The sequence below is a fragment of the Dethiosulfovibrio russensis genome (genome assembly GCF_021568855.1).
Taxonomy (GTDB): domain Bacteria; phylum Synergistota; class Synergistia; order Synergistales; family Dethiosulfovibrionaceae; genus Dethiosulfovibrio; species Dethiosulfovibrio russensis.
On record NZ_JAKGUG010000002.1, the window covers coordinates 286,899 to 303,203 of the forward strand.

Below are 16,305 nucleotides of genomic sequence, written 5' to 3' on the forward strand. Positions count from 1 at the left end.
TCTAAAAATGTCGTATAACATAATAGACCTCACCGTAAACGAGAAACAGCTCGAAAGCGCCGTCGAAAGGGCCAGGGAAAAGGAAATCGTAATTCCCACCTTTGCGGAGATGAAGGACCCCTCGAAGGTTCCGGCCAAGATAAAGGAAAAGCTGGCCTCGGTGGGACTCTGGGACGTCGACCCTCTGAACCTGTTCCGAATAACCTGGAAGAACGAGCCGGTCAAGGACGGCGGACTGTACGACGGGGTCAACTTCGTCGAGCTTCCCGAATCCCTCACAGGGGTCAAGGCCAGGATCTTCGCCCTGGTGGGAAAGTGGTTCCCCACCGGAGCCCACAAGGTAGGGGCTACCTTCGGCTGTCTCGCCCCCAGGTTGGTGACGGGGCAGTTCGACCCTGTGAATCAGAGGGCGGTGTGGCCCTCTACCGGAAACTACTGCCGCGGCGGAGCCTACAACGCCCAGCTTCTGGGATGCGAGTCCATAGCCATTCTTCCCGAGGGGATGAGCCGCGAGCGTTTCGAGTGGCTCAAGAAAGTGGCTGGAGAGGTCATAGCCACCCCGGGGTCGGAGAGCAACGTCAAGGAAATCTTCGACAAAACCTGGGAGCTCAGGAAGACCAGGGACGATGTGGTCATCTTCAACCAGTTCGACGAGATGGGCAACCCCCTCTGGCACTACGTCGTCACCGGAAACGCCATAGAGGAGATGCTGGAGCAGGTGATGGGCAAGGACGACCGCTACTTCGGCTGCGCCTTCACCACCGGATCCGCCGGGACCATAGCCTGTGGCGACTACATGAAGGAGCTTTTCCCTGCGAGCAAGATTGCCGCCTCCGAGGCCCTTCAGTGTCCCACCCTTCTCTGGAACGGATGGGGAGCCCACAGGATAGAGGGCATAGGGGACAAGCATGTGCCCTGGGTCCACAACGTTAAGAACACCGACATGATAATCGACGTGGACGACGAGGACTCCATGGCCTGGATCCGGCTTTTCAACGAGCCAGCCGGAAAGGACTACCTTAAGAAAAAGGGAGTGCCGGAGGATCTGGTGGATTCCCTCGACCTGGTGGGGATCTCCGGAGCGGCCAACATAATATCCTGCATCAAAATGGCCAAGTATTACGAGCTGACAGAGAAGGACGTTCTAGTGACGGTCCTCACCGACTCGATGGAGCTGTACAACTCCCGTCTGGCCGAGATGGAGGAAGAGTTCGGCCCTTACGGCGAGATAGACGCCGCGGTGGACTTCCACCAGCATATCAAAGGTCTTTCGGTGGACTACATGCAGGAACTTTCCTACAGGGACAGAAAGAGGGTCCACGACCTCAAGTACTACACCTGGGTGGAACAGCAGGGCAAGTCCATGGAGGAGCTGGACGCTCAGTGGTACGATGCCGAGAACTACTGGGGCGAGATCCACGGCATGGCGGACAAAATAGACGAGAAGATCAGAGAGTTCAACGACAAGACCGGATTGCTGAAATAAAGTCAGCTTAGATCAAGGTCCTGACCCCCTCTTGAGGACCTCGAGAGGGGGCCTTTTGTAAGTTATTTCCGAGTAAGCCGGTCTTCCGAGAGGTAGGTCCGCCTAGGCCCTGTCTCGCCCAAGCGTATTCTCGACCTGCCTGTTCCGAACGGACCGCCTCCGAGGGCACGTCCTGTGCCCCCTCGGCTTGGGGCGACGTCCTGTCGCCCCATCCGTCCTACACGACGGCAGGTCGAGAATACGGGCTCGAATGGGCCAAGGCGAACCTACCTCTCGGAGGAAGCTTGAGCACGAATTTTTTATGGAAGGGTGATTCATCCTGTTCGACCTCCTTATAACCGGAGCCTCCATAGTGGACGGCAGCGGAAGAGATCCCTTCGTCGCCGATCTGGCCGTTAAAGACGGCCTCGTCGCGGCCATAGGTTCGAACCTCGGACCGGTGGCGGAGACGATAGACCTCGCAGGTAAAACCCTGGTCCCTGGGTTCGTGGACGTTCACGGGCATTCGGAGCTGAGGGCCATGACCGATCCCGACGTGTCTCCGAAGCTGCTCCAGGGCTATACCTCCGAGCTTGCGGGAAACTGCGGAGTGGGCGTGGCCCCTGTCAGAGAGGAGGAGAAGACCTCTCTTGCCCAGGAGGTGGCTGGGATACTGGGGAGAGGTCCCGAAGTCTGGAACTGGAACTCCTTCCCCGAGCTGCTGGACCGGATGGAATCGGGGGCCTACGGGGTCGACCTGGGCCTTCTGGTGCCTCACGGGCCTCTGAGGAGCTACGTCATGGGGAAGAGGCGTTCGAGCCTGGCATCGGAAAGGGACATAGTGGAGATGACCGCCATCCTTCGGGAGGCTATGGACGCCGGTGCCTTCGGCCTGTCCACCGGGTTATTCTACGATCCCTGTTGCTATGCCGACTCGAAGGAGCTGACCGCCCTCTTCGAGACGGTCGCCAGCAGAGGCGGCGTGGTGTCGGTCCACCAGAGAAACGAGGGGGATCGGATACTTGAGTCCCTGGAGGAGATCCTAGCTCCTGCCGAATCCTCCGGGGTAAGACTTCAGATCTCCCATCTGAAGGTGGGAGGAGAGAGAAACCGTCATAAGCTGGATAGGGTTTTAGAGACCATAGAGAGATATGCCGAGAGAGGTTGCGACGTCGCCTTCGACCAGTACCCTTATTCGGCCGGATCCACCTCCCTCTACAGTCTGCTGCCTCCCTCGTATCTCGCCCTTGGATTTAACGAGGTCAAGCGACGTCTTGGTGATAAAGTAGAGAGAGGAAATATCCGAGGACAGATGGAAGAGCCAGGGGATTGGGACGGCGTCTACTCCATGCTGGGCTGGGACAGGATAATCCTGACCGGTGCCGATCTGGAGGAGAACAGAGTCTTTCTAGGTCGGACCCTGAGGGAGATAGGCGACATGAGGGGTCAGGATCCCTTCGATTCCTACTTCGACCTGATCTCTAAGGAGGGAAAGGCGTTGACCATGGTTGACTTTATCACCGACGAGGATTCGGTGGAGAGGATTATGGTCCATCCCCTTCAGTGCTTTGGAACGGACGGCCTCTATTCCGGCTGCCCTCATCCCAGGACCTTCGGATGTTCCTACCGTGTTCTGGATCGTTACGTGAAGGGCAAAAAGCTCTTGACCCTTCCGGAGGCGATCCGAAAGCTTTCGTCCCTTCCGGCCAAGAGGGCCGGCTTCGATGATAGAGGACTCCTGTCTGTCGGCTTCAGGGCCGACATGGTCGAGCTGGACCTGGACAGTATGGAGGATCGGGCGGACTACGGTTCCCCATCTCTGACAGGTAGGGGGATTCCATCCGTCTGGGTTAGAGGGCGACCGGCCGTGAGAGAAGGCGAGGTGGTCTCTAGGGAGGGACGTCTCGTCAGGAGGTGATGTATGGAAAAACTGGAGGGAGACGCTTAACGAGAGAGAACCCTAATGGCTATGGCCCGAACGGCCTGTTCCGTTCGGATCAAAGAATAGGAGAAAAGGAGGCGTATTGAGATATGAAGCGTAGAGTGATGATTATAACCCTGGCGTTGGTGGTGGCCCTGTGTTCCTCGGCCCTGGCGGGACCGAAGGTCCTCAAACTGGCCCATCTGAACCCTCAGCAGCCCTTCGAGAACGCCACTGGAGCCATGGCGGCTGTGTTCAAGAGCATGGTCGAGGCCGGAACCAACGGTTCGGTTCAGGTGAAGGTCTTCCCCGCCGGACAGCTCGGCAACGAGAGAGAGACGATGGAGCAGGTCAAGGTCGGAGTGGTCCAGAGCTACATAGCCTCCGCCGGAGGAATGGCTCCCTTCTATCCACTTTACGGCGTCCTGGACATCCCCTTCGCCGTTCCTAATTACGCGGTGGCCTGGAAGGTCTTCGACGGTTCCTTCGGTGAATATCTGAAGGAGGATATCAAAAAGGTAACCGGCTTCAAGGTCCTCGGTTTCGGCGAGGCGGGAGGCTTCTTCCAGCTCTCCAACAGCGTTCGCCCCATAAAGACCGTGGAGGACATGAAGGGCCTCAAGATGCGCACCATGACCCTTCCCACCCATCAGAATCTCATGAAAACCTACGGGGCCGCCGCTACCCCCATAGCCTGGGCCGAGGTCTACACGGCGCTCCAGACCGGCGTGGCCGACGGACAACACAACCCCCTTCCCATAGTCCTTCTGGGGAAGCTATTCGAGGTTCAGAAGTACCTCACCCTGACCAATCATATATACAGCACCTACTGCTGGATAATGAACGACGAGTTCTGGGACGGCCTCAGCGACCAGGAGAAGGAGGTAGTCAACTCCTCCGCGATAACCGCCATAGTGGCCGGGCGGGGCCTAAACCGGATTATCGAGGGATCCGACAGAGGACTTCCCACCATCATAGAGAAGGGCATGGAGGTCAATACCCCGACTCCGGAGGCCATGGAACAGTTCCGCGAGATGGGCAAGGACTCGGCAATGGTGTTCATAAAGGAGAACTTCGGCGATAAGGGCGTGGAGATAGCGGATCTCTATCTCGAGGCCATAGACGACGCAGTGGACGAGCTGGAAGACGATTAGTCTTTCCGGACAGGTCCATGACGAAGGATAGAAAAAGCGCGGGCCGGGGAGTTTTCTCCCTGGCCGAGCGCCTCGGAAACGGTCTGGAGAGGTTCCTGGAGGTCCCGGTACTGATACTGTCGATCGTCATGACCGCATCGGTGCTCGCCGGGGTCTTCTTCCGATACGTCCTTCGATCCCCACTGGGATGGAGCGAGGAGCTCTCCCGTTACATAATGATATGGATGGCCCTGCTGTCGGTGGCCCTTTGCATATGGAGGCAGGAGCACGTGGGAGTGACCATGTTCATAAAAAAACTTCCCCGGCTTCTGGCCAAGACCCTGGTCTTCGCCTCCAACGGACTGGTCATGTTCTTCCTCTACATACTTCTGGCCTATGGGCTCAAGATGGCCGAGAGGGGGAAGTCCCAGATAGCCACCGGATTGGGGACCACCATGGAATGGTGGCTCATGGCGGTGCCTGTCAGCGCCGGTATCTGCATGGTCATGCTGGCCTGCAAGATGGTGCTGGACGTCAGGCGCAGGGATCTGGACGAGATCCTGATGTCGGAGGAGCTGGTGGACGCGGTCAAGAGAGAGGAAGGACTGGACTTTTAGCAGTGAACGGGGGGATTTTATATGACCGGATTCCTTAGCGCCTCCTTCGCCATACTGATAGCGGTGGGGATGCCCATAGGGTTCGTCCTGGGAGTGGCGGGACTTCTCGGTATGGTCAAGATGGGCGGTGGAGCCGTCTTGAACCTGGTGCCTCAGAGGTACTTCGCAGGGGTGGACATGTTCACACTGATGGCCATGCCCTTCTTCATATTGGCGGGAGAGATCATGAACAAGACCGGCATCACCCAGAGGCTGGTCAAGTTCAGCAACATACTGGTGGGACATCTCCAGGGAGGACTGGCCCACGCCAACATAGTGGCTTCAATCTTCTTCGCGGGTATAACCGGAGCGGCGGTCAGCGACACCGCCGCCATAGGATCCATGCTGATACCGGCCATGGTGGACGAGGGATACGACAAGGACTTCTCGGCGGCCATAACCGCCGCGTCCTCCATAATCGGCCCCACCATACCGCCGTCGAACATAATGGTGATCTACGGGGCCTTCATGCAGGTATCCATAGCGGGGCTCTTCATGACAGGGCTCGTCCCGGGGCTGCTGCTAGGGGTGGCCCTCATGATAATGACAGCCAGGATATCCAAGAAGAGGGGATATCCTGTCGGAGAGAGAAGAGCCACGGTAAAGGAGATGCTGGTCGGACTGAAGGACGCCATAGTGGCCCTTCTGATGCCCCTGATAATACTGGGGGGAATCCTCTCCGGAATGTTCACCCCCACCGAGGCGGCCGCCGTAGCGGTGGCCTACGCCATGGTGCTCGGTTTCTTCGTCTACAGAAACCTCACCTTGAGGGACATGGTTCCCCTGTTTCTCAAGATGGCCAGGACCACCGGGGTGGTCTTTCTGGTCATAGCCGCCGCGTCCATTTTGGGATGGGTGCTCACCATAGAGCAGATCCCGGAGAAGGTCGCCACCTTCATGTTGAGCATAAGCGACAACCGCTACGTCATCATGGGGTTCATTCTGATCATGCTCCTGGTGGTGGGTATGTTCATGGACATAGCGGCGGCTCTCATAATACTGGGTCCCATCCTTCACCCTCTGGCGGTGCAGCTGGGATATCATCCGCTTCACTTCGGGATCATCATGGTCCTGGCTCTCAACATAGCCCTGATGACCCCGCCGGTAGGGGCCTGTCTCTTCGTGGCCTGCGGCATAAGCAAGCTTACCCTGGAGCAGATAAGCCGGGAGATACTGCCCTTCATACTGGTGGAGCTGGCGGTTCTTTTGCTTATAACCTTCGTTCCGGCCATACCTCTGGCCCTTCCGGGAGCCATGGGGCTGCTGGGTCGGTGAACGGGAATATTCCTTACATAAAATAAAAAAATCGAAAGCGAGGCGTTATTTCGTGAAGATCCCTTTTGATCAGGTGGTGGCGAAGGCGGAGGAGTACAAGGACGATATGACCCGTTTCCTCAGGGACATGATAGCCCTGCCCAGCGAGAGCTGCGGCGAGGAGGCCGTCATAAAGAGGATCAAGGAGGAGATGGAGAAGGTCGGTTTCGACAGAGTGGAGATAGATCCCATGGGCAACGTCCTGGGATACCTGGGACGGGGCGAGCACCTGATAGCCATGGACGCCCACATCGACACGGTCGGCATAGGGGAGATAAAGAACTGGAAGTTCGATCCCTATAAGGGAATGGAGGAAGGCGACGTCATAGGAGGCCGGGGAGCCAGCGACCAGGAGGGCGGAATGGCCGCCATGGTCTACGCCGGAAAGATAATAAAGGACCTGGGACTCGAAGACGACTACACCCTTCTCGTCACAGGGACGGTCCAGGAGGAGGACTGCGACGGCCTCTGCTGGCAGTACATCATAGAGGAGGACGGAATACATCCCGAGTTCGTAGTCAGCACCGAGCCCACAGACTGCCGGATCTACCGGGGCCAGAGGGGAAGGATGGAGATAAAGGTAGAGACCGGAGGCATAAGCTGTCACGGCTCCGCCCCGGAGAGAGGGGAGAACGCCATATACAAGATGGCCCCTATCGTCATGGAGCTTAGAGCCCTCCACGAGAACCTGAAGGACGACGACTTCCTGGGCAAGGGCAGCCTGACCATATCCCAGATATTCCACAAATCCCCCTCCCGGTGCGCCGTGGCGGACGGATGCACCATATCCATAGACCGCCGTCTGACCTGGGGCGAGACCTGGGAGGGAGCCCTTCAGGAGGTCAGAAACCTTCCGGCCGTCAAGGAGGCCGAGGCGGAGGTGTCTCTCTACACCTACGAGAGACCTTCCTGGACCGGCCTGGTATACCCGACCGACTGCTACTTCCCCGCCTGGAAGCTGGAGGAGGAGCACCCGGCCTGTAGGACCCTGGTGGACGGCTACAGAATGCTGTTCGACCGGGAACCCGTCGTGGACAAGTGGACCTTCTCCACCAACGGCGTCTCCATAATGGGCCGCCACGGCATACCGGTCATAGGCTTCGGACCAGGCAAGGAAGAGGAAGCCCACGCCCCCAACGAGAAGACCTGGAAAAGCCACCTGGTGACCTGCGCCGCCATGTACGCCGTCATCCCGGGAATCTACGTGGACGAACACTGCGATTAAAACGAAAGGGGAACTTTACGGATGAACACGATATTTAGAGGCAAGGACTTCATCACGCTGGAGGAATGGACCAAGGAGGAGATAGACACCCTCCTGGAGGTATCCAAGGACCTGAAAAAGGACTTCGCCATGGGCAAGACGACCCCCTATCTGCCATATCAGACCGTCTTCCTCATGTTCTTCGAGCAGTCCACCAGGACCAGGAACTCCATGGAGGCGGGGATAACCCAGCTCGGCGGACACGCCCATTTCCTGGACACCAGCACCATGCAGGTATCCCACGGAGAGGTCGCCAAGGACACGGCGGTCATCCTATCCCGTATGGGCCACGCCATAGCCTGCCGCAACTGCTTCTGGGGAATAGGAAACGCCTATCTGAGGGACATGGCCAAGTATTCCTCCGCTCCTATCCTCAACCTCCAGGACGACCTGTTCCATCCCATGCAGGGACTGGCGGACCTGTTGACCATACAGGAGAAGAGGGGCAGCGACGTCAAAAACCTCAAGGTCTCCATCATCTGGGCCTACGCCACAACCCACAAGAAGCCCATCTCCGTGCCTCTGACCCAGAGCCTTCTGTTCCCTCGATACGGCATGGACGTCACCCTGGCCTATCCCGAGGGCTACGACCTTCCCGACTGGGTCGTCGAGCAGGCCAAGAAGCACGCCGAGAGCACCGGCGGATCCTTCAGGATAACCCACGACCAGGAGGAGGCCTACAAGGACGCCGACGTGGTCTTCCCCAAAAACTGGGGCTCCTGGTTCAAGAACCCAAGCACCGAGGTGGTAGACGCCGGTCTGGAGGCCAACAAGGGCTGGAAGTGCACCGAGGAGCGTTTCGCCCTGGCGAACAAGGACTGCCTCTACATGCACGCCCTTCCGGCGGACCGGCAGAACGAGGTGGACGCCTCCATCATAGACGGCCCCAACTCGGCCATCTACGACGAGGCGGAGAACCGCCTTCACACGGCAAAATCGGTCATGGCTCTCACCATGGGAGGCAGAGGCCGCCAGTAGACTCTTCGGATTTCTACGCAGTTCCCCGGGGGAGACGGATTTCATCCGCCTCCCTTCGGGCTTTTCCTATGGAAGGGAGGTGTCGCCCGGGGTCGGATAGATAGCAGCACCATCTAGAGCGTGAGGTAGACCATTATCGAACCGTAAAAGGAGGGAGATCCATGAGATTCACCGAAAAGTGCGCCGTATTCTTCATGGCGGTCTGTATAGCCCTGGCCGCTGTAGCCCCTGCTATGGCGGAGGCCAAGGCCCCGAAAGACCACAAAATAGTACTGATACTGCCGGGCCCCATAAACGACCAGAGCTGGAACGCCACCAACTACGCCGGACTGGTGGCCTGCAACGAAGAGCTCGGAACGGCCATGGAGTACGTCGAGAACGTCCAGGCCAGCGATTACGAGTCCACCTTCAGAAACTACGCCGAGAGAGGCTACGACCTCATAATGGCAGCCGGAACCCAGTTCGACGAGGCCGCCAACAGGGTGGCTGCCAAATACCCCGACAGCGTCTTCTGCGTCGTGAACGGCCTAGTGTCCCAGGGGCCGAACGTCCGTCCCGTCCTGCCCAAGGAATACGAGGCCAGCTACCTGGCCGGGATAATAGCCGGATTCACCACCGAGACGGGCAAGGTAGGAATGGTCGGAGGCTTCCCGAACAAGCTGATGGTCCGTCTGATGAACACCTACGAGTACGGCGTCCGCATCGGGTCTCCCGAGGCCAAGGCCAACAGGGCCTACTCCAATTCCTGGAGCGACGTCGCTCTGGGCAAGCAGATGGCCACCTCCATGATAGACAAGGGAGCGGACGTCCTCTTCTTCTACGCCAACCAGGTGGGCCTCGGAGCCATCCAGGCCGCCAAGGAAAAGGGAGTCAAGTTCGTCGGCTTTGCCAGCAACCAGAACGACATAGCCAAGGGCACCGTCGTGGCCAGCGTCTACTTCGACTTTGCCGACATGTATAAATGGACCCTTGGAAAATTCATGGACGGAACACTGGCCCCCGAGGTAAACCAGGCGGGTATAGCCGAAGGCATAGTCAAGGTGGCCTACTCGGACCAGGTTCCGGACGAGGTGAGGGCTCAGGTCGAGAAGGCCGAAAAGGCCATAACCTCCGGAAACCTCCTCTATTTCGCCTCCGAGTTCCCCGAGTCGCTGAAATAGTGTAAAGACGCCGGGCGGAGATCGCTCTTCGCCCGGCATTTCAGGTGGAGGAGGTGTCCGCGATGCCCGCGGTTGAGCTCAGGGGAATAACGAAATACTTTCCCGGCACGGTGGCGAACGACGGCGTGGACCTGAAGGTCCCGGCGGGAAAGGTCGTCGCCCTGTTGGGGGAAAACGGAGCAGGAAAGACCACCTTGATGAGGATCCTCTACGGAATGTACCGTCCCGACGGCGGGGAGATAGCCGTGGACGGCCAGGTGGTCCATATAGATTCCCCTCAGGACGCCATGGCCCTGGGGATAGGCATGATTCACCAGCACTTCAGTCTGGTGCCGGTCCACACCGTGGCGGAGAACGTGGTGTTGGGTCTGGGATCTCCCATGTCGGGACTGGACCTCGGCAGGATATCTCGGGAGCTGGAGGAACTGGGAGGGAAATACGGCCTGGAGGTGGATCCGGACGCACTGGTGAGACAGCTTCCGGTCGGAATGCAGCAGAGGGTGGAGATAGTGAAGGCCCTCTATCGAAAGGCGAAAATACTGATCATGGACGAGCCCACGGCTGTGCTGACCCCTCAGGAGACCGAGCACCTCTTCGGTTTCGTCAGGGAGTTCACCTCCATGGGAAACTCGGTGATCTTCATAACCCATAAACTCGGAGAGGTCATGGCCATAGCCGACTCGGTCACTGTCATGAGGGACGGAAAACTGGTCGGGACGGTATCTCCCTCCGATTCCACCGAGATGGACCTGGCCAGGATGATGGTCGGGCGGGATCTGGAACTCCTCTCCGGCGACAGAGACGAGACCACCGGCGGTCCCCGTCTGGAGGTTTTTGAACTGGCGGTAAAGGACGATCGGGGGGCCGCGGCCCTGGACGGACTGTCCTTGACCGTCAGAGAGGGGGAGATCTTCGGAATAGCAGGGGTCAGCGGAAACGGACAGCAGGAGCTGGCCGAGACCATCTGCGGCCTCAGAGAGGCAGTCTCGGGAAAGATCGTCCTCGATGGCCTGGACGTCACCGGTCTTCCGGCCTCCCGGATGATAGACCTGGGAGTGGGCTACATCCCGGCGGACAGACACAGAGACGGACTGGTGCTGGACATGACGGTGGAGGAAAACCTGATGCTCAAGGGAAGCTCCTCTTTCGATCTGTCACGAAAAGGTATCCTCCGGCTGGACAGAATATCCGAGATGGCCGGGGAGATGATCCGACGGTTCTCCGTAAAGACCCCCTCTCCGGTCACCAAAGCCAAGGCCCTCTCCGGAGGAAACCAGCAGAAGGTGGTCATAGCCAGGGAGATAGAGGTCGGATCCCGGCTTCTCGTGGCGGTTCAGCCCACAAGGGGACTGGACCTCGGAGCGGCGGAATACGTCCACTCCACCCTCATGGAGGAGAGGGCCAAGGGAAAGGCCATACTGCTTCTCTCGACGGAACTCTCCGAGGTGCTCAAGCTCTCGGACCGCATAGGGGTCATATATCGTGGCAGGCTTCTGGATATATTCGACAGAGGCCGCTTCGACGTGGATCGTATCGGCCTCCTTATGGCAGGCATAGAGGAGGTGCGCCATGGCTGATATGAAGTCCACCGAGAGAAAGGGAGCCGGAGCGGTTTTGTGGCCTCTCTTCTCCGTGTTCATGGGGCTTGCTGCCAGCGGCTTAATGATGACCCTTCTTGGGGCGGACCCGATAGAGGTCTACCGCAGGATCTTTGCCATGGCCTTTCGAGACGGATACAACGTGGCGGACATATTCGCCAAGGCCACCCCTCTCATACTCACGGGGCTGGCCTTCGGATTCGCCTTCAGGGCCAACCTCTTCAACATAGGGGCTCAGGGGCAGTTCTACCTGGGCTGCGTCGCCTCGGTCTGGTGCGCTCTCAGGCTGGGACACCTGTCTCCGTGGCTGGTGCTGCCTCTGTGCGTGCTCCTGGCGGCGGCGGCCGGAGGAGCCTGGGCCTCTCTGGTGGGATTCGCCAAGGCCAGATTCAACTCCAGCGAATTTCTCATAAGCATGATGTCCACCTACGTCGCTCTGGCTCTGATGAACTTTCTCCTCCGAGGTCCCCTGAGGGAGGCCAAGGGAGAGTATCCCCAGACCGACGTCATATCCGAGGGAAGCTGGATACCTCAGCTGATCCCCCACACCAGACTCCACTGGGGATTCGTTCTGGCCCTGGCAGCGGCGGCCCTCGCCTGGTTCCTGCTGTGGAGGACCTCTCTGGGCTACAGGATAAGGGCGGTCGGCATGAACAGAGACGCGGCCCGTTACGCCGGAATGGACTCGGGAAAGATCTTCGTTATAGTCTTCGCCGTGAGCGGTGCCTTCGCCGGTCTGGCCGGATTCACCGAGGTCAACGGCATACAGCACATGCTGGTGCAGGGATTCAGCCCCATGGTGGGAGCGGAGGGAATAGGCATAGCCATACTTGGTAACGCCCATCCCCTGGGCATCGTGCTGGCGGCGATACTCTTCGGAGCCCTTCAGGTAGGGGGAAACCTGGCGGTCCAGACCTCCGGGGTCCCCGCCAGTATCGTAGGGATAATGGAGGGATTCGTCATGCTCTTCGTCATACTCTCCTACGCTCTCCAGATAAGGCTGGCCTCCGCCAGGAGCAAGAAAAAAGCCAGAGAGGAAGGTGACCGACGATGATTACCGGACTGCTGGCCGGAGCCCTCCAGATGAGCACCCCCCTGATGATGGGAGCCCTGGCGGAGGTCTACGCCGAGAGGACCGGGGTCATGATAATCGCCATAGAGGGGATCTTCCTCCTGGGAGCCTGGGGAGGTTTCGTGGCCGCATATTCGACCGGAAGCATGATGCTCGGTCTGCTGGCCGCCATGGCTATAGGGACGGCCACGGCCCTGGTCTACGGGATCTTCACGGTAAAGCTCAAACAGCATCAGATAGTAACGGGCACGGCGATAAACATCTTCGCCGCCGGACTGGGCATATTCCTCTACAGGGTCTTCTTCGGAGTTCCCCTTCTTCCCCTTACGGTGGATCCCCTCGAGAGGATAGCCGTACCGGGACTGTCGTCCATACCGGTTATAGGTGAGGCCCTGTTCCATCAAAACGCCCTCACCTATCTGGCCTGGGCCCTCATCCCCGTCGGCTATTGGATACTCTATAAAACCCAGCTCGGGCTGATACTGCGTTCAACCGGTGAAAACCCCGAGGCAGTGGACGCCGCCGGAATAAAGGTGGAGACGGTACGTCTCGGCGCGGTATTGGCCGCAGGCGCATTGGACGGCCTGGCTGGGGCGTTCTACTCGCTGGGATTTCTGGGCATGTACACCAACGACATAATCGGCGGTCGAGGATGGATAGCCTTCGCCATATGTTTCCTGGGAAACTGGAACCCCATGGGGGTCCTGGTGGGAGCTCTGGTGTTCGGACTTGCCGACGCCATGGCCATCCAGCTTCAGACCTCCGGCGTAACCCTTATACCGAACGAGTTTCTAATAGCCATGCCCTACATACTGACCATAGTGGCCACGGTAGCCAGAAAACGGTTCAACGTCCCCGCAACATTGGGGGTTCCCTACGAGAAGGAGCGGCGGTAGTAAAAATCGAAAAAAACATAAACTCGATCTCCCATGGAGGTGATTTTTAGTGTATGATCTAGTGGTGCGAAACGGCAGGATGGTTATCCCGGAAGGGCTATCCTACTGCGATTTAGCGGTGGATGAAGGTGTAATCGTCGCCGTTGGTTCTAAACTAAAGGGCAGAAAAGAACTGAACGCCGACGGTCTTTTGGTTTTACCGGGAGTGGTGGACGCCCACGTCCATATGGCTCTTCCGGTAAGGGGAGACCGGTCCAGCGATGACTTTCTGTCCGGCAGCATGGCGGCGGCGGCGGGGGGAGTTACCTCCATGGTCGACTTCACCGTTGGAAGCCCCCGGACCGATCTGGTTCAGGATATAGACGCCAGGCTGGAGACGGCGGAGCCGTCGGTGATAGACTACGGCTTCCACTGCGAGATGGTCGGATGGACTCCCGGCAGGGAAAACGAGATACCCTCGGCGGTCGAAAAAGGCGTTACCAGCTTCAAGTTCTTCACCGCCTACGGCGACTCGGGACGCCGGTCCGACAGCGGAGCTCTCTATCGCTGTTTCTCCAAAATAGCCGAGACCGGAGCCGTGGCGGTGGTCCACGCCGAGGACGACGACCTCATAAGATCCCTGACGGCCGAGCTTTCCGACGACGAGAAATCGTCCATGACGGCCCTGGCCAGGACCAGACCGGATATCTGCGAGGGAGCCGCCATAGATCAGGCGGCATTCTACGGCGAGGTGACGGGAGCCTCGGTCCACGTGGTGCACGTCAGCTCCGCTCTGGGGGCTTCCAGAATAGAGGCGGCCCGAATGAGAGGGCTCGACATCACCGCCGAGACCTGTCCCCAGTATCTCTACCTCACCGACCAGGTCTACCGGAGAGAAGACGGCCACCTCTACTCGGCCAGTCCGGCCCTGAGAGGCGAGGACGACGGCGAATACCTCTGGGGTTGTCTGGGATACGGCGCTCTGGACTTCGTCGCCACCGATCACTGTCCCTTCACGTCGGAGCAGAAGGCCTGGAAGGGATCCTTCTCCGACCTACCCTACGGACTTCCCGGGGTGGAAACGTCCCTTCCCCTGATCTACTCGGGAGGGGTGGCGACGGGGCGGATCCCTCTGGAGACGCTTCCGGTCATCATGTCCCAGGCTCCGGCGGAGAGATACGGATTGAAGAACAAGGGCAGGCTGGCTCCCGGTTACGACGGCGATCTGGTTCTGTTCGACCCAGAGGCCCGGTGGACGGCGAGGGCCGAGGATCTGCACATGAAGGTGGACTTCTCCCCCTACGAGGGGATGGAGATACAGGGTCGGGTGATTACCACCGTGGCCCGGGGAGAGATTATCTACTCGGAAGGGCGGCATCTCTGCGAGCCCGGACGGGGTAAATACCTCTTCCGAAATACGAGAGACTAATTTGAACGGGAGGATATAACATGAGTAAAAGAGTTGTCGTGGCGTTGGGCGGAAACGCGATCCTTCAGAGAGGGCAGAAGGGAACGGAAGCGGATCAGAGGGAGAACGTCCGCAAGACGGTGGCACAGATAGTCAAGATGATAGAGGCGGGCTACGAGGTGGTACTGACCCACGGCAACGGACCTCAGGTCGGAGCCATACTGATCCAGAACGAGGCGGGCAGGGGCAGCGTGCCGGCCATGCCGATGGACGTGTGCGGAGCCGAGAGCCAGGGGTTCATAGGCTACATGTTCGTTCAGGAGTTCAAGAAGGCCCTGATAGCTCACGGCCTGGATAAAGAGCCGATCTGCATAGTGACCCAGGTGGAGGTGTCCTCGGAGGATCCCGCCTTCGCGAACCCGACCAAGCCGGTTGGCCCCTTCTACGACGAGGCCACGGCCAAGGCCCGGATCGAGTCGTCCGGAGAGAGCTGGATAGAGGACGCCGGAAGGGGATGGAGAAGGGTAGTCCCCTCGCCTAAGCCCATCAACATAGTGGAGCGCAAGGCGGTCAGAGAGCTTGCCGACAACGGCTACGTCGTGGTGGCCTCCGGCGGAGGCGGCATTCCCGTGGTGAAGAGCTCCGATGGCAGCTACGGCGGAGTAGAGGCGGTCATAGACAAGGACCTGGCGGGAGAGCTTCTCGCCCAGCAGGTGGACGCGGACCTCTTCATGATCCTGACCGACGTACCCAAGGTGGCCCTCCGTTACGGAACCCCCGATGAGGAATGGCTCGGCAAGGTGACCATAGACGAGATGAAGGTCTACCAGTCTGAGGGACACTTCAAGGCCGGATCGATGGGCCCCAAGGTATCCGCCGCCATGGCCTTCGTGATGAACGGAGGATCCCGTGCGGTAATAGCCAGCCTGGACCAGGCCCTGGAGGCTCTGGAAGGCACCGAGGGAACCCAGATAGTCAAGAACTGATCCAAGCTCAACGTAAAATAGAATCTCAACATAGAGGCCGACGTCCTTCAGGACGTCGGCCTCTATGTGTTTCGAAGATATCTCGATCGGTGTGACGACCGAGGGAGCTTTCAGCCTGGGAATGTAGGTTAGTAAAGATCAGCTTCTATGTACTCTAATAATGGTCGATAAAGTTTGTTTTTAGTTAATCGAGTCGGGGGTTAGATGTTTCTCGAGAGCCTAGCGGGACCTGTCAAACGAGATGTCGCAAAAAGATCGAATTGGAATGACTCAGTCTCTGCGCTTTTCCTGGGGCTCTTTCTCCGGATTCAGATAGACCGTCTCCTCGATGGAGCAGTTTCTTCTCGGTCTGTTTCTCCATCTGTCCGGGTGTTTTCTCTTGGCTTCTTCCAGGGTTTTCTTCCTCTTCGCCAGTATCTCCGGGGTTTCCCCCCCAGATTGCCTGAAGTAATCAACCTCGTGTATAAGCTCCATT

Annotated in this window: 14 protein-coding genes; 13 read left to right on the forward strand and 1 reads right to left on the reverse strand. The window is 58.6% G+C overall.

What is annotated here, in order from left to right; genetic code table 11:
- Positions 1-7: 7 nt before the first annotated feature.
- The 13 genes from L2W48_RS03165 (at position 8) to arcC (ending at position 15,830) form a co-directional block, all read left to right on the forward strand.
- Positions 8-1,486, forward strand: coding sequence for a pyridoxal-phosphate dependent enzyme (locus L2W48_RS03165; protein WP_236099232.1), 1,479 nt, complete (start codon positions 8-10; stop codon positions 1,484-1,486).
- A 352-nt stretch (positions 1,487-1,838) separates the two neighbouring features.
- Entirely contained in the window at positions 1,839-3,383 is a 1,545-nt protein-coding gene (locus tag L2W48_RS03170; RefSeq protein ID WP_236099231.1) for an N-acyl-D-amino-acid deacylase family protein, read from the forward strand.
- A 113-nt stretch (positions 3,384-3,496) separates the two neighbouring features.
- Positions 3,497-4,540: a TRAP transporter substrate-binding protein gene (locus tag L2W48_RS03175; RefSeq protein WP_236099230.1), complete on the forward strand. Its 1,044-nt coding sequence runs from the start codon at positions 3,497-3,499 to the stop codon at positions 4,538-4,540.
- Positions 4,541-4,557: 17 nt separating this feature from the next.
- Positions 4,558-5,136, forward strand: a complete 579-nt coding sequence (locus L2W48_RS03180) for a TRAP transporter small permease (RefSeq protein ID WP_236099229.1) — start codon at positions 4,558-4,560, stop codon at positions 5,134-5,136.
- Positions 5,137-5,157: 21 nt separating this feature from the next.
- Positions 5,158-6,450 carry a TRAP transporter large permease gene (locus tag L2W48_RS03185; RefSeq protein ID WP_236099228.1) on the forward strand — a complete coding sequence of 431 codons (1,293 nt, stop codon included), beginning with the start codon at positions 5,158-5,160 and terminating at the stop codon, positions 6,448-6,450.
- Between the two features lie 52 nt (positions 6,451-6,502).
- Positions 6,503-7,714, forward strand: a complete 1,212-nt coding sequence (locus L2W48_RS03190; protein WP_236099227.1) for a YgeY family selenium metabolism-linked hydrolase — start codon at positions 6,503-6,505, stop codon at positions 7,712-7,714.
- A 21-nt stretch (positions 7,715-7,735) separates the two neighbouring features.
- A complete protein-coding gene (locus tag L2W48_RS03195) occupies positions 7,736-8,731 on the forward strand; it encodes an ornithine carbamoyltransferase (RefSeq protein ID WP_236099226.1) in 996 nt (331 codons plus the stop codon).
- Between the two features lie 161 nt (positions 8,732-8,892).
- Entirely contained in the window at positions 8,893-9,891 is a 999-nt protein-coding gene (locus L2W48_RS03200; RefSeq protein WP_236099225.1) for a BMP family protein, read from the forward strand.
- 62 nt (positions 9,892-9,953) lie between these two features.
- A complete protein-coding gene (locus L2W48_RS03205; RefSeq protein WP_236099224.1) occupies positions 9,954-11,468 on the forward strand; it encodes an ABC transporter ATP-binding protein in 1,515 nt (504 codons plus the stop codon).
- Complete coding sequence (locus L2W48_RS03210; RefSeq protein WP_236099223.1) at positions 11,461-12,543, forward strand: ABC transporter permease; 1,083 nt, start codon at positions 11,461-11,463, stop codon at positions 12,541-12,543. The genes L2W48_RS03205 and L2W48_RS03210 overlap by 8 nt, the downstream gene beginning before the upstream one ends.
- Positions 12,540-13,457 carry an ABC transporter permease gene (locus tag L2W48_RS03215; RefSeq protein WP_236099222.1) on the forward strand — a complete coding sequence of 306 codons (918 nt, stop codon included), beginning with the start codon at positions 12,540-12,542 and terminating at the stop codon, positions 13,455-13,457. Before L2W48_RS03210 ends, L2W48_RS03215 begins: the two co-directional genes overlap by 4 nt.
- 49 nt (positions 13,458-13,506) lie before the next feature.
- On the forward strand, positions 13,507-14,865 hold the full coding sequence (locus L2W48_RS03220) for a dihydroorotase (RefSeq protein ID WP_236099221.1): 1,359 nt from the start codon (positions 13,507-13,509) through the stop codon (positions 14,863-14,865).
- A gap of 20 nt (positions 14,866-14,885) precedes the next feature.
- A complete protein-coding gene (gene arcC, locus L2W48_RS03225) occupies positions 14,886-15,830 on the forward strand; it encodes a carbamate kinase (protein WP_236099220.1) in 945 nt (314 codons plus the stop codon).
- A gap of 270 nt (positions 15,831-16,100) precedes the next feature.
- On the opposite strand, the gene L2W48_RS03230 is transcribed toward arcC, so the two are convergent.
- A complete protein-coding gene (locus L2W48_RS03230; protein WP_236099219.1) occupies positions 16,101-16,304 on the reverse strand; it encodes a hypothetical protein in 204 nt (67 codons plus the stop codon).
- Between the last annotated feature and the right edge of the window lies 1 nt (position 16,305).